General features: G+C 55.1%; 13 protein-coding genes. 12 read left to right on the top strand and 1 reads right to left on the bottom strand.

Translation table 11 applies throughout. The features are described from left to right. Window positions 1-54: 54 nt before the first annotated feature. Window positions 55-1,272, bottom strand: coding sequence for a [FeFe] hydrogenase H-cluster maturation GTPase HydF (hydF, locus tag LKE88_RS03380; RefSeq protein ID WP_105325402.1), 1,218 nt, complete (start codon window positions 1,270-1,272; stop codon window positions 55-57). Between the two features lie 571 nt (window positions 1,273-1,843). Here hydF and dprA point away from each other — a divergent pair. From dprA to LKE88_RS03320, 12 genes are all read left to right on the top strand, one after another. Then, window positions 1,844-2,950 (top strand): DNA-processing protein DprA, encoded by a 1,107-nt coding sequence (gene dprA / locus LKE88_RS03375; RefSeq protein ID WP_105325403.1) that lies wholly within the window; start codon window positions 1,844-1,846, stop codon window positions 2,948-2,950. A 12-nt stretch (window positions 2,951-2,962) separates the two neighbouring features. Then, window positions 2,963-5,302, top strand: coding sequence for a type I DNA topoisomerase (topA, locus tag LKE88_RS03370; protein WP_105325404.1), 2,340 nt, complete (start codon window positions 2,963-2,965; stop codon window positions 5,300-5,302). Between the two features lie 7 nt (window positions 5,303-5,309). Continuing rightward, entirely contained in the window at window positions 5,310-6,623 is a 1,314-nt protein-coding gene (trmFO, locus tag LKE88_RS03365; RefSeq protein WP_105325405.1) for a methylenetetrahydrofolate--tRNA-(uracil(54)-C(5))-methyltransferase (FADH(2)-oxidizing) TrmFO, read from the top strand. A gap of 78 nt (window positions 6,624-6,701) precedes the next feature. Beyond that, the gene (gene xerC, locus LKE88_RS03360; protein ID WP_105325406.1) at window positions 6,702-7,619 is read left to right on the top strand and encodes a tyrosine recombinase XerC; all 918 of its coding nucleotides are present in this window, start codon (window positions 6,702-6,704) and stop codon (window positions 7,617-7,619) included. A gap of 14 nt (window positions 7,620-7,633) precedes the next feature. Next, window positions 7,634-8,410 (top strand): GTP-sensing pleiotropic transcriptional regulator CodY, encoded by a 777-nt coding sequence (gene codY, locus LKE88_RS03355; RefSeq protein ID WP_105325407.1) that lies wholly within the window; start codon window positions 7,634-7,636, stop codon window positions 8,408-8,410. A gap of 75 nt (window positions 8,411-8,485) precedes the next feature. Further along, the gene (locus tag LKE88_RS03350; RefSeq protein ID WP_105325408.1) at window positions 8,486-9,115 is read left to right on the top strand and encodes a site-2 protease family protein; all 630 of its coding nucleotides are present in this window, start codon (window positions 8,486-8,488) and stop codon (window positions 9,113-9,115) included. A 30-nt stretch (window positions 9,116-9,145) separates the two neighbouring features. After that, entirely contained in the window at window positions 9,146-9,868 is a 723-nt protein-coding gene (locus LKE88_RS03345; RefSeq protein ID WP_105325409.1) for a segregation and condensation protein A, read from the top strand. Further along, window positions 9,855-10,478 (top strand): SMC-Scp complex subunit ScpB, encoded by a 624-nt coding sequence (scpB, locus tag LKE88_RS03340; protein ID WP_105325410.1) that lies wholly within the window; start codon window positions 9,855-9,857, stop codon window positions 10,476-10,478. The genes LKE88_RS03345 and scpB overlap by 14 nt, the downstream gene beginning before the upstream one ends. 13 nt (window positions 10,479-10,491) lie before the next feature. After that, on the top strand, window positions 10,492-11,220 hold the full coding sequence (locus tag LKE88_RS03335) for a pseudouridine synthase (protein ID WP_276802755.1): 729 nt from the start codon (window positions 10,492-10,494) through the stop codon (window positions 11,218-11,220). Next, entirely contained in the window at window positions 11,220-12,479 is a 1,260-nt protein-coding gene (locus LKE88_RS03330) for a BaiN/RdsA family NAD(P)/FAD-dependent oxidoreductase (protein WP_105325412.1), read from the top strand. Before LKE88_RS03335 ends, LKE88_RS03330 begins: the two co-directional genes overlap by 1 nt. Next, window positions 12,476-13,159, top strand: a complete 684-nt coding sequence (gene cmk, locus LKE88_RS03325) for a (d)CMP kinase (RefSeq protein ID WP_199614655.1) — start codon at window positions 12,476-12,478, stop codon at window positions 13,157-13,159. Before LKE88_RS03330 ends, cmk begins: the two co-directional genes overlap by 4 nt. After that, window positions 13,141-13,737, top strand: coding sequence for a lysophospholipid acyltransferase family protein (locus tag LKE88_RS03320; RefSeq protein WP_105325414.1), 597 nt, complete (start codon window positions 13,141-13,143; stop codon window positions 13,735-13,737). The genes cmk and LKE88_RS03320 overlap by 19 nt, the downstream gene beginning before the upstream one ends. Window positions 13,738-13,739: the final 2 nt, after the last annotated feature.

Here is a 13,739-nt window from a genome sequence, read left to right as displayed (position 1 = left end):
CGGCAAATCAAAAGACGGTGCTTCAGATAGTTCTGAAACACCGTCTTTGCTGTACTATTGGATTTTTTCCAGGTACTGGGGGAAGGGGGCCAGGACCCGGGGCAGGATGCCGTTCATATAGGCAATGGCAATGCCGTAGTTGGTCATGGGCACGTGCTGCTCCCGGGCAGTTTGCTGCCGATAGGCCACTTCCTGGGGGTTCAGCATGCAGCCGCCGCAGTGGACCACCAGCTGGACTTCCTGGAGCAGGTCCGGGAAGCTTTTGCCGCTGGAGAAGATGAATTCCGGCTGGGCCCCGGAGAATTTGCGAATCCAGTTGGGCATTTTCACGGCGCCAATGTCGTTGCACTGGCGGTGGTGGGTGCAGCCTTCCGAAATCAGCACCTTGTCCCCGTCTTTCAGTTTCCCCAGCTCTACGGCGCCTTCAATGAAGGGGCCCAGCTGGCCCTTGTAGCGGGCAAACAGGATGGAGAAGGAGGTCAGGGGGATTTCTGGGGGCACCATTTTGTTGACGATATGGAAGACCTGGCTGTCGGTGACCACCAGTTTAACGGTGCTGCCCAGGGCTTTCAGGAGGCTGGGGAGTTCTTCCGGCTGGGTAACCAGGGCGGTGCAGTGGCCGTCCAAGAGTTCCCGGATGGTTTGCTGCTGGGGCAGAATCAGCCGGCCTTTGGGGGCGGAGCCGTCCACAGGCACTACCAGTACGGTCAGGTCCCCGGGCTGGAGCAGGTCAAGAATCAGGGGGCGCTTGTGTTCCGTTTTGCCGGCCAAGGCGGCCAGCCGTTCCTTCAGCTCCGTAATATGGAGCTTCTCTTGGGCGCTGACGGCCAGGGCCACGGTTTGCAGGTCCTGGGGCAGGGCAAAACTCGGGGCCAGGTCAATTTTGTTGAAGACTACGATATAGGGAATTTTCCGAGCCTGGATTTCGGTGAGCAGTTTCTGGTCAAAGGGATTCAGGCCCTGGGCGGCGTCCACCACCAAGAGGGCCACATCGGTGCTGCGCAGCACCAGCCGGGCTTTTTCAATCCGGGACTGGCCCAGGTCGCTGTCGTCGTCCATCCCCGGGGTGTCCGTGAGCAGCACGGGGCCCAGGGGCAGGATTTCCATGGCTTTGGACACCGGGTCCGTGGTGGTGCCCTTAAAGTCGGAAACAATGGCCAAGTCCTGGCCGGTCAGGGCGTTGATCAGGGAGGACTTGCCGGCGTTGCGGCAGCCGAACAGGCCAATATGGACGCGTTCCCCGGAAGGGGTTTCATTTAAAGATGCAGGCATGGGGATTCTCCTTTGGGCTGCGGCAGGAAGGGTTTCCTGGGACAGCATATTGTAATGGAAGGTGATTTACCGATTTACCATAATAAGAGCGTTATTTGACGGTATTACTAAATTATACGGGATTTGGGAAAGATTACAAGTCCCTGCCCCCTGTGCAGGCCAAAAAAGTTGTGAATTTTTTGGAGGAACCTGCATTGTGATTTTTGTAAAAACGGTAAAATACTGGATAATCGGGAAATATTTCCGGAATTGGTTATTTTTTAAAATATGCTTCAAATGTGATAATATTTCTTGTGAATTTGCCCAATCAGAACATTTTTGAAGAAGATTTTAATCTGACACTTGATTTTTTCCCCGGAGTCCATGTATACTATGCTACAGTTTCAATATTTCTGAAACTTTCAGGTAATTTTCCTGCTAAAAGTTTTCCGCAACCCCATAAAGCTGTGGTCCAGGACCTGAAACGGGGCAAGGTATGCCGGGCAGGGATTGGACATTCTTTCTGTATTGTGTTATCTTCAATTATATGTACTAATGTACTCAGCTTATTTTCAACAAGGGATGTGGGAACATGGAACGCTATTACTATGCCGCCTTGGCCGACCTTTTGGGCTACCAGGCTCCCAACCGTGTGCGGGAGCTGGTCAGTTATTTTGGCTCCGCCAAGGCCGCCTTTCGTGCAGGCAGCAGGGACCTGAAGGCCTCGGGGCTTTTGAAGGAAGGCCTGCTTTCCTACTACGAAGAAATGTATCAAGGCGACCTGCCGGAACAAATCTACGACTACTGTGAAACCCATCAGGTGGCTGTGGTGACCGAGTATTCGGAGGAGTATCCTCCGGGCCTTCGGGAGCTTTCCAGTCCTCCGGCGGTGCTCTACCGGAAGGGAACCTTTCCTTCCTGGAAACGTACCCTGGGGGTGGTGGGTTCCCGGAAAGCCACGGCCTACGGGCTGGAAAATGCCCGGAGCTTTGCCCGCTATTTGGCAGGGCAGGGGGTAACGGTGGTTTCCGGGGGTGCCTTCGGCATTGACGCCGCAGCCCACCAGGGTGCCCTGGACGGAGGCGGCTGCACGGTGGCCGTTTTGGCCGGCGGCTTTCAGCATCTGTATCCGGCGGCCCATTCCCGGCTGTTTGGGCAGATTGCCCAGCACGGGGCTCTGGTTACCGAATACGCGCCCTGGGTGGAGCCTTTGCAGAAACAGTTTCCCCTGCGCAACCGGCTTGTGGTAGGGCTGTGCAGCGGGGTGCTGGTGGTGGAGGCTGCCCTGAAAAGCGGGGCCATGATTACCGCCCGGCTGGCCGCCGAGGAAAACCGGGACGTGTATGCCATTCCCGGGCTGATCCACTCGGCCACCAGCAAGGGTACCCATCAGCTGATTCGGGACGGGGCGCTGCTGGTGGATGGGCCGGAGCAGCTGCTCCAGGAAGCGTTTCCCCAGTGTGCGGTCCCTGCCAAAAAAGAAACAGAACTTTCGCTATTTGATCAGCTGCCGTCTGCGCAAGTGCCGCAGGCCCAGCAGGTTTTTTCCTGGCTCCAGGAGGCAGGCAGCCAGTCCATGGAACAGCTGGCAGAACATTTTTCCTGGTCCCTGGCCGAACTGAGTTCCGTACTGCTCCAGCTGGAAATCAGCGGGGCTGTGCGGCAGGGCCCGGGAAATCGTTATATGCTTGTAGTTTAGGAGGAGAAGAGAGTGACAAAAAATCTGGTCATCGTAGAGTCTCCTACGAAGTCGAACATCATTCAAAAATTCTTGGGCAAGAATTACACCGTCCGGGCCTCCATGGGCCACTTGCGGGATCTGCCCAAAAGCCAGTTTGGGGTAGATGTGGAGCATGACTTCACCCCCAAGTACATCAACATCCGGGGCAAGGGTCCCCTGATCAAGGAACTGCGGACCTTGGCCAAAAAGGCCGACAAAATTTATCTGGCAACTGACCCGGACCGTGAAGGGGAAGCCATTGCCTGGCATTTGGGCTATCTTTTGGGGGTAGGACCCCAGGACAAATGCCGGATTTCTTTCCATGAAATTACCCCTCAGGCCATCAAAGATGCCCTGAAGGATCCCCAAAATATCGACATGGACAAGGTGGACGCCCAGCAGACCCGTCGGATTCTGGACCGGATCGTAGGCTACCAGCTGAGCCCTCTCTTGTGGCGGAAAATCCGCAAGGGCCTCAGCGCCGGCCGTGTCCAGTCCGTAGCCGTCAAGATTATTTGCGACCGGCAAAAGGAAATCGACGAATTTGAGCCCCAGGAATACTGGACCAGCTCCGTAACCCTGGAGCCCAACGGCAAGCCACCGAAAATCCATGCGGACGTGAAAAAGAAAAACGGCGAAAAGCTGGAAATCCATAACCAGGAAGAAGCCAACGCCATTACCGAAGAACTCCAGCAGGTTTCCTACGCAGTGAAGGACTGCGCCGTGAAAGACCGGCAGCAGCGGCCGGCGGCTCCCTTTACCACCAGCTCCCTCCAGCAGGAAGCGGTAAAACAGCTGAGCTTTACCACCAAGCGCACCATGATGGTGGCCCAGCAGCTGTACGAAGGCCTGGACGTAGGCCAAAAGGGCGGCCCAGTAGGTCTTATTACCTACATGAGAACGGACTCCGTGCATCTGGCCGATACGGCAGTGGCGGAAATCCGGGACTATGTGGGTCAGAACTATGGGGATAAATACCTGCCCAAGACGCCCAACCACTACAGCAGCAAGAAAAACGCCCAGGAAGCCCACGAGGCCATTCGGCCCACCAGCGCGGCCCGGACGCCGGAATCGGTGGCGCCCTACCTGACAAGGGACCAGCTGCGGCTGTACACCCTGATCTGGAAGCGGACCATTGCCAGCCAGATGGCCAACAGCATCAGCAAGCTGACCACCCTCACCATTACCGGCGGCCCCTACGAACTGACGGCTTCTGGTTCCGTCATTACCTTTGACGGCTTCCGGGTGCTTAGCGGCCGGAAGGACGATGAAAAGGACAAAAAGGTACCGGCCCTGGAAAAGGGTACCCCTATGGAACTGGTGCAGGTGGACCCGGCGGTCCAGCACTTTACCGAACCGCCTCCGTACTTTACAGAAGCTTCCCTGGTAAAGGAACTGGAAGAAAAGGGTATCGGCAGGCCCAGCACCTATTCGCCCATTATCCAAACCATCCAGACCCGGGGCTACGTGGTCCGGGACGGCAAACGCCTTTTGCCCACGGAACTGGGCAAGACCACCATGGAAATGCTGAACCAGTACTTCTCCTATTTCATTGATGAAAAGTTCAGCGCCCACATGGAAGAAGAACTGGATGATATCAGTGAACATAAACGGGACAAGGAATCCGTGCTCAAGGAATTCTATGACCCCTTCGAAAAAGCTCTGAAAGTAGCCGATGAAAATATTCCCGTGGTGGAACAGCCGGTGATTGTCAGTGACGTGCAATGCGAAAAATGCGGCCGGATGATGGTGGTGAAGGAAGGGCGGCACGGCAAGTTCCTGGCCTGCCCGGGCTTCCCGGACTGCCGGAATACCAAGCCCATTGTGGTAAAAACCGGAGTGAAATGCCCCAAATGCGGCGGGGAAATCATCGAACGCCACAGCAAAACCGGCAAGCTGTTCTATGGCTGCCAAAGCTATCCCAACTGCGACTTTGTTTCCTGGGATAAACCCCTGCCGGAAAACTGCCCGGTGTGCGGCAGCATGCTGGTGGAACATACGGAACGCAATGGTAAGAAAATCATCAGTTGTTCCAATGAGAACTGCACCGAATTCAAGCTGCGCAAGCGGTCCGCCGCCAAAATTGCAGCGGCAGCCGGGGTTTCCAGCCCGGTAAAGGCCACGGCCAAAACTACTGCGGCAAAGAAAACCACGGCGGCAAAGAAAACTACTGCCAAGAAGACCACGGCGGCCAAAAAGACCACCGCCAAGAAAACTACAGCCAAGCGCACCACCAAAACGGCTGCGGCAAAGAGTACAGCGGGGGTCAAAAAGACCACCCGCACCCGAAAGAGCACGGCGTCTGCCGAGGCCCTGACGGCAGAGAAATGAGGTTAAGATGAACGTACATGTAATAGGCGCCGGACTGGCAGGCAGCGAAGCCACCTGGCAGCTGACCCGCCGGGGGATTCCGGTGATCCTCCACGAAATGCGGCCGGGGAAATCCGACCCGGCCCACCATACGGCCAATTTCAGCGAGCTGGTGTGCAGCAATTCCCTGCGGGCCAACAATATTGAAAACGCCGTAGGGCTGTTAAAGGAAGAAATGCGCCGGCTGGACTCCCTGATTATCCGGGAAGCGGATATCCATCAGGTTCCCGCCGGAGGCGCCCTGGCGGTGGACCGGGACGGTTTCAGCGCAGCCATTACCAAGGCCCTTCGGGAAAATCCCCTGGTGACGGTGGTGGAAGAAGAAATCACGGATTACAATTTCCCCGAGGAAGATATTGTGATTACAGCTTCCGGCCCTCTCACCAGCGACAAGCTGTCGGAGGCAATCCAGAAGCTGGTCCAAAAGGACTACTTCCACTTCTTTGATGCGGCGGCCCCCATTGTGACGGTGGATTCCCTGAATATGGACAAGGTGTACAAGGCCTCCCGCTACGACAAGGGGGAAGCGGCCTACTACAACTGCCCCTTTACCAAGGAAGAGTACCAGCACTTCTGGAACGAGCTGTGTCATGCCGAAACGGCAGCAGTCAAGGACTTTGAACACGGCAACGTGTTCGAGGCCTGCATGCCCATTGAGGAGATGGCTCTCCGGGGCGAAGAAACCATGCGGTTTGGCCCCTTAAAGCCCGTAGGTCTGCCGGACCCCAAAACCGGCAAGGACCCCTACGCCGTGGTGCAGCTGCGCCAGGACAACGGGGCAGGGACCCTGTACAATATTGTAGGGTTCCAGACCCATCTGCGCTGGCCGGAACAAAAACGGGTGTTCCGGCTGATTCCCGGCCTGGAAAACGCAGAGTTTGTCCGCTACGGGGTCATGCACAAAAACTCCTATTTGAACTCTCCGCTGCTTTTGAACCCGGATTATTCCCTCAGGGAGCATCCCCACCTGTACTTTGCCGGCCAGATGACCGGGGTGGAGGGGTATGTGGAATCCGCTGCTTCCGGACTGGCTGCCGGCATTTACGCCGCCCGGGCCATTGAGGGCAAGGAACCCTTTGTGTTCCCCAAGGAAACGGCCATTGGCGCCCTGTCCCAGTACATCAGCAACCCGGAAGTGAAGCACTTCCAGCCTATGAACATCAATTTTGGACTGATTGCTCCTTGGGATGGACCGAAAATTCGTGGCAAAAAAGAAAAAAATGCGGCAATTTCGCAACGGAGTCTTACTATTCTGGAAAATTTGCTAAAATCTCTTGCATGATTGAATAGTTTGTGATAATATGAATTGTCAAGAAATACCTTAAATTTGTACAATTCAAGAGCTGCTTCGGAGGCTAGCATGAAGAACAGTGCGTCCAAGGATCCGCTGGTGAAAAAGTTCCTGAACTACCTGACGGTGGAGAAGGACGATTCACCCCTTACGATCATCAACTATGAAGCAGACATCTGCCAGTTCGCCCAGTATATGGCGGACAAGGGCAAGGTTCTTGAATGGTCGCAAATTTCTCTGCTTGACATTCGCGGCTATTTGGCCGCCATGCACAAGGAAGAATTGGCCAGGCGGACCATTGCCCGGCGCATTTCTGCCCTTCGCTCCTTTTACCGGTTTTTAAGGAGGGAAGGCGTCATCAAGACCAATCCTTTTGCCAAGGTACGAACGCCCAAACTGGAGAAAAAGCTGCCCGTATTTTTGGAAGAATTTGAAATCAATCTGCTTCTGAAAATGCCGGACGTGACAACTTTGTTGGGCAAACGGGACAGGGCCATCTTGGAAACGCTGTACTCTACTGGGTGCCGGGTTTCCGAACTGGTGGGACTGACCTTGGATCGGATTGACCTGGGAAACCGGTATGTGCTGTTATTAGGGAAAGGGAACAAAGAAAGGCTGGTTCCCCTAGGACACCCCTGCGTACAGGCCATCACCCATTATCTGGAAGAATGCCGCAGGCATCTGATGAAAAAATATCAGGTGCGTGAACATTCCATCCTTTTTGTCAACAGCCGGGGTACGCCGCTGACCGCCAGAAGCGTCAGACGCATCCTGGACAAATACGTTGAAATGACAGCCTTACAAAAACATGTCAGCCCGCATACTATCCGGCACACCTTTGCTACCCATTTGTTGGAGCACGGGGCGGATCTGCGGTCTGTACAGGAATTATTAGGACATGCCAGCTTGTCGACTACGCAAATCTATACTCACGTTACTGCGGAGCATTTGACAGCTGAATATGAAAAACATCATCCACGGGCCTAACAGGAGGGACTATTATGCTTGCTTTACTTGAAAAAACACGTATGATCAACAAATTGTTACAAAACACCGAGACTGTCAGCTACAAAAAAATGGCTGAAGTGCTGAAGGACGTCATCAAAGCCAACATCTACATCGTTTCCAGCAACGGGGAACTTTTGGGTTACTCCATTCTGGATGGTTTTGAATGCGAACTGATGATTAAGAAAGTACTGGATGTGGGCCGTTTCCCTGATTCTTATGTGAAATGGCTGGAAGGCATCCGGGAAACTTCCTCCAACTATCGTCTGGTGAAGAATATGTGCGCCTTCAGCGAAGACACCAAGTGCCTGTTCGAAAGCAAGTTCACCACGGTAGTTCCCATCTTCGGCAACGGCGTTCGTCTGGGTACCTTGATTCTGGGCAAGTTCAAGAAGGAATTTGTAGATTCCGACCTGCTGCTCAGTGAATATGCTGCTACGGTTATTGGTATGCAGCTGCTCCACGACAAGGCCCTGAATATTGAAGAAGCTTCCCGGAAGAAAGCCATGGTACAGATTGCCTTCTCCAACCTGTCCTACAGCGAACTGGAAGCCATTTCTGAAATTCTGAAAGCTCTGCCGGGCAACGAAGGCCTGCTGGTCGCCAGCAAGATTGCTGACCAGGCCGGCATCACCCGGAGCGTCATTGTCAACGCCCTGCGTAAATTCGAAAGTGCCGGCGTTCTGGAAACGGAATCCCTGGGCATGAAGGGCACGTACGTACGGATCCTGAATGAATACCTGCGGGATGGCTTGAAGGAACATCGCAAATAAAATATGTGCAAAAACAGGGTCAATCTGCTCTAGGGGCACTTTGGCCCTGTTTCTATAAAGAAAGGATTTGCCTCTATGTTAGGAATGGATGCCACGATACTTTTTCGGATTCCGGCCCTGCTTCTGACCATTACCGTGCATGAATACGCCCACGGCGCCATGTCGGCCAGCCTGGGAGATCCCACGCCGGAAATGGACGGCAGACTGACCATGAATCCTTTGGCCCATCTGGACCTGGTAGGGTCCCTGATGCTGCTTTTGGTGGGCTTTGGCTGGGCCAAGCCTGTGCGAATCGATCCCCGGTACTACGCCAATCCCCGTTCGGGACAGCTGAAGGTGGCCTTTGCCGGCCCCGGCAGCAACCTGTTTCTGTGCTTTGTGGCCATGGCCCTGCAATTTTTGATGGTCCGGTTCATGAATCCCGGCAGCGGGGTGATGTTGTTCTTGAATTGGCTGATGATGTACAATGTCTGGTTCGCTTTTTTCAACCTGATTCCCATTCCGCCCATGGATGGGTACCAGATTCTCCGCAACTGGCTGCCTTTTACCACGGCTATGCGCTATGAGAGCCTGCTGGGACCCTACAGCACCCTTATCTTGATTGCCCTATGCTTTACGGGTATAATTGGAGTGATTGTATCCCCTCTTGCCAGTCTGTATCTCAGTCTGTGCCACAGTATCCTGAACCTGCTCTTCTTTTTTTAAGTTTGTTCAGGCAAGACAAGGAATGACTTCATGGCAGCTTATACGGTAAAATTGGCGGATTTTCAAGGTCCTTTGGACCTGTTGGTCCACCTGATTGAAAAAGATAAAATCGATATTTACGATATTCCCATTGTTTCCATTACGGAGCAGTACATCGCCTATCTGAATACCCTTCAGGAGTATGACCTGGACGTGGCCAGCGAGTTTCTTCTGATGGCGGCTATGCTGCTGCAGATCAAGTCCCGAATGCTGCTCCCCAAGGAAAAGGACGTGGAAGAAGAGGAAGAGGATCCCCGGACCATGCTGGTGGAGATGCTGGTGGAATACCGACGCTTCAAAAAGCGGGCGGTGCTGCTGCGCCAGTGCCTGGACAAGGCCAGCCTGTGCTGGAGCCGGGAGCCTGCACCGGCACCCCGGCAGCAGCAAAAGGTGAAGCGCTACTATCTGGGGGACCTGCTGCGGGCCCTGGCCAACCTATTCCCGGAACGGGAACAGGAGCAGCCCATTATTCCCCGGCAGGAATTCCACGTGCAGGACAAGATGGATGATATTATGGGAATGCTGGAAAATCGGCAGAAAGGACTGTCATTCCAGCAGGTGCTGAAGAATAAGGCCAGCCACAGCGAGGTCATTGCCTCGTTCCTGGCCATCCTGGAACTGCTTCGGCTGCAGAAAATCTGCATCCGCCAGGATCAGCCCTTTGCGCCGATTACCCTATCGAAACGGGAGGAGGGTGCGTATGGCACTGCATAAGCTTGGCAAACTGGAAGCGCTGCTGTTTGCTTCCGGCCAGCCCCTTTCCCTGGAAAAAATGGCAGGGGCCCTGGCCCTTACCCAGGCCCAGACTGCGGACCTGCTGGAGGAGCTCCAGCATGGGTACCAGGAGGCGGACCGGGGGCTGACCCTGCGCAAGGCCGCCGGAGGCTGGCAGCTGGTGACCAAGGAAGAAGCGGCTCCGGTGCTCCAGATCCTTTACGAGCAGCAGGAACAGAAGCTGTCCACGGCGGCTATGGAAACATTGGCCATTGTGGCTTTTAAGCAGCCGGTGACCAAAAGTGAAATGGAAGCCATCCGGGGGGTGAAGGTGGACGGGGTATTAAATACCCTGACGGACTTGGGGCTGATTACCGAGGTGGGCCGGAAGGAAGTTATCGGCAAGCCCATTTTGTACGGTACCACGGATCGGTTTTTGACCACCTTCGGTTTTAATACCCTGGCCGATTTGCCGGATATTCCGGACGAAATCCTGGAGCAGAAACTGTTCCCGGAGGAGGGGGAGGAAGTCTTGGAGCTGGAGAGCTCTGAGGACGCCCCGGAAGAAAATGAACACCCGGCTGGGGAAGAACCCCAGCAGAAAGCATAGAATAGGACAACAAATGGAAGAGAAACTGGAAAGACTGCAAAAGGTAATGGCTGCGGCAGGGATTGCGTCCCGCCGGGAATGCGAAAAAATGATTCAGGCCGGACGGGTCCAGGTCAACGGGAAAACCATTACCGAACTGGGAACCAAGGTGGGGCCCAAGGCCTTCATCACCATTGACGGCAAGGGCCTGCGGCCTACGAAAAAACGGTATATTCTCCTGTACAAGCCCCGGGGCGTGGTGACCACCATGAAGGATCCCCAGGGCCGCCGGACGGTGGCTAAGATGCTGGAAGGCGTACGGGAACGGCTGTACCCGGTGGGGCGGCTGGATTACCAGACCGAGGGACTGCTGCTGATGACCAACGATGGGGAACTGGCCCAGAAAATGACCCACCCCAGCCACCATGTGAACAAGACCTACGAGGTCACGGTCAAGGGCAAGGTTCCAGAAGAAAAGCTGGACATCCTGCGCATGGGCGTACCCCTGGAAGACGGGCTGACTGCTCCGGCCCTGGTGTACGTGAAGGGCTATGACCCGGAAAAAAATTTGACGCTGTTTACCGTGACCATCCACGAAGGCCGGAACCGGCAGGTGCGCCGGATGTGCGATTTCATTGGCTTCCCGGTAAACAAGCTGAAACGGGTCCAGATTGCCAGTCTTACCCTGGAAGGGCTCAAAAAGGGTGAGTACCGGGAACTGGAACCGGAAGAAGTGGAAGCCCTGCAGAGGCTGGTGAAATAATGAACAAGGTAGTAATAGTCGGAGCCGGGGCAGCGGGCCTGATGGCCGGCATTGCAGCCGGTGCAGCAGGCGCCCAGGTGACGCTTTTGGAAAAAATGGGGCAGGCCGGCCGGAAGCTGATGATTACCGGCAAGGGCCGCTGCAACGTTACCAACGCCTGCACCATGCAGGAAATGATAGCCATGCTTCCCGGCAACGGAAAATTCCTGTTTGGGGCGTTCCATAAATTTACCAACCAGGATATGATGGACCTGTTGGAACGCAATGGGCTACCACTCAAGGTAGAGCGGGGCGGCCGGGTGTTCCCCCAAAGCGATAAGGCCATCGATGTGGTGAATACCCTGGAAAAAATCCTCCGTTCCTACGGGGGAAAGATTCTGCTCCATAAGAAAGTTTCCCAGCTGAAGCTGGTGAACGGCAAGGTGGTTGGGGTGGAGGACACGGAAGGCAAGCTTTACCGGGCGGACGCGGTGATTATTACCACCGGCGGCGCCTCCTATCCCCGGACCGGTTCTACCGGCGATGGTTATGCCCTGGCCAAAGAGGCCGGCCATACCATTATCCCTCCCACCGGCGCCCTGGTGCCGCTGGAGAGCGACGACGAGGACGTAAAGAAACTTATGGGTCTGTCCCTGCGCAACGTCCGGGCCAGCCTTTTGGAACAGGACAAGGTGCTGGCCCAGGAATTTGGGGAAATGCTCTTTACCCATTTTGGGGTATCGGGGCCCATTATCCTGTCGCTGAGTCGGACGGCGTCGGAATGCTGGAAAAAGAATCCTAAGGCGCTGCTGGACCTGTCCATCGATTTAAAGCCGGCACTAACGCCGGAACAGTTGGACAACCGGATCCAGCGGGACTTTGTGAAATACAGCAGAAAACAATTGAAGCATGGGTTGGACGATTTGCTGCCCCAGAGCCTGATTCCTGTGATTATCGACCGGGCGGTCCTGAACCCGGAGCAGCCGGTGAACCAGATTACCCGGAAGGAACGGCTGCGGCTGGTCCAGACCCTGAAGCAGTTTACGGTGCCCCTGACGGGTACCCGGCCCCTGGCGGAAGCCATTGTCACCGCCGGCGGGGTCAATACCAAGGAAGTCAGTCCCAGTACCTTCGCCTCCAAACTGGTTCCCAACCTGTATTTTGCCGGTGAAGTGCTGGACGTAGATGGATATACCGGCGGCTATAACCTGCAGGCAGCCTTTTCATCGGGCTACGTGGCAGGAACTGAGGCCGCCCAAGGAAAAGAGGAATCTCTGTGAAAAAGATCATCATTGCCATTGACGGCCCTGCCGGCGCCGGCAAAAGCACCATCGCCAAAAAGGTGGCTGCCCAACTGGGCTATGCCTACATCGATACCGGTGCCATGTACCGGACGGTAACCCTGCGGTTTTTGGCCAAACAGCTGCCTTTTTCGGAAGAAACAGTAACAGAGCTGGCCAAACAGGTAAAAATCACTTTTCGTTTCGCAGACGGGCTAAACCGGGTCTTTGAAAGCGGGGAAGAAGTGACGGAAGCCATCCGCTCCTTGGAAGTGACCCAGCACGTGTCCCAGGTGGCTGCCGTTGGCGGCGTCCGGGCGGCCATGGTGGAAGCCCAGCGGGAAATCGGGGCCCAGGGCGGCGTAGTAATGGACGGCCGGGACATTGGCACGGTGGTATTTCCCCAGGCTGAGCTGAAGGTGTTTCTTACCGCTTCCGTGGAGGAACGGGCCAACCGCCGCTACCTGGAGATGAAGGAAAAAGGCCAGGACGTGGACCTGGAAGATTTGAAACAACGGATTGCCCAGCGGGATCATCTTGATGAAACCCGGGAAATCTCGCCTCTGCGCTGCGCAGAGGATGCGGTGTACTTGGATTCCACCCAACTGTCCATTGATCAGGTAACCGATCAAATTATCGCTTTGGCAAGGAAGGTTCTAGCATGTGGTACCGTTTCGTAAAAATAATTTTCTCCGTCCTGTTTCGGATTATTCTTAGGCTCAAGATTATCGGCCGGGAAAATATTCCCATGGAAGGTCCGGTAGTGATTGCCAGCAATCATATGAGCCTGTTGGATCCGCCGGTGGTAGGGACGGCCTCGTCCCGGCCCGTGAATTTCATGGCCAAGTCCGAGCTGTTTGTACCCGTTCTGGGGGCCCTGTACAGCTCCCTGGGAGCGTTCCCTGTGCACCGGGGAGCCGCCGATTCCCACGCCATTAAGCACGCTCTGTTGCTGTTAAAGAACAAGCAGGTGCTGGGGATTTTCCCGGAAGGCCACCGGATGCCAGAAGGTCATTTGGGCAAGGCAGCTCCGGGCGCCCTGGCCATTGCCATTAAGGGTAAGGCCACGGTAGTGCCTACGGCCATTATCGGCAGTGACCTGAAGCACCGGAAAACCTTCTGGCCCAAGGTCACCGTGGTTTTTGGCAAACCGTTGTCCATGGAAAACCAGGACGGAAATAAAGTAAAAGTGGAGGAACTCAGTGAGCGGCTCATGGCCCAAATTGCGGCGATGATTGAAGCCCACCGGGAAAAATAATC

This window comes from Acidaminococcus hominis (genome assembly GCF_022484025.1).
Taxonomy (GTDB): Bacteria; Bacillota; Negativicutes; order Acidaminococcales; family Acidaminococcaceae; genus Acidaminococcus; species Acidaminococcus hominis.
The sequence above is the reverse complement of the archived record's forward strand: the minus strand, read 5'-3'. Positions and strand labels throughout refer to the sequence as shown.

What these genes read in the sequence shown, in the direction of transcription:
- hydF (WP_105325402.1), bottom strand. Translation starts at nt 1,272, where the DNA reads ATGCCTGCATCTTTAAATGAAACCCCTTCCGGGGAACGCGTCCATATT.
- dprA (WP_105325403.1), top strand. Translation starts at nt 1,844, where the DNA reads ATGGAACGCTATTACTATGCCGCCTTGGCCGACCTTTTGGGCTACCAG.
- trmFO (WP_105325405.1), top strand. Translation starts at nt 5,310, where the DNA reads ATGAACGTACATGTAATAGGCGCCGGACTGGCAGGCAGCGAAGCCACC.
- xerC (WP_105325406.1), top strand. Translation starts at nt 6,702, where the DNA reads ATGAAGAACAGTGCGTCCAAGGATCCGCTGGTGAAAAAGTTCCTGAAC.
- codY (WP_105325407.1), top strand. Translation starts at nt 7,634, where the DNA reads ATGCTTGCTTTACTTGAAAAAACACGTATGATCAACAAATTGTTACAA.
- LKE88_RS03350 (WP_105325408.1), top strand. Translation starts at nt 8,486, where the DNA reads ATGTTAGGAATGGATGCCACGATACTTTTTCGGATTCCGGCCCTGCTT.
- LKE88_RS03345 (WP_105325409.1), top strand. Translation starts at nt 9,146, where the DNA reads ATGGCAGCTTATACGGTAAAATTGGCGGATTTTCAAGGTCCTTTGGAC.
- scpB (WP_105325410.1), top strand. Translation starts at nt 9,855, where the DNA reads ATGGCACTGCATAAGCTTGGCAAACTGGAAGCGCTGCTGTTTGCTTCC.
- LKE88_RS03335 (WP_276802755.1), top strand. Translation starts at nt 10,492, where the DNA reads ATGGAAGAGAAACTGGAAAGACTGCAAAAGGTAATGGCTGCGGCAGGG.
- LKE88_RS03330 (WP_105325412.1), top strand. Translation starts at nt 11,220, where the DNA reads ATGAACAAGGTAGTAATAGTCGGAGCCGGGGCAGCGGGCCTGATGGCC.
- LKE88_RS03320 (WP_105325414.1), top strand. Translation starts at nt 13,141, where the DNA reads ATGTGGTACCGTTTCGTAAAAATAATTTTCTCCGTCCTGTTTCGGATT.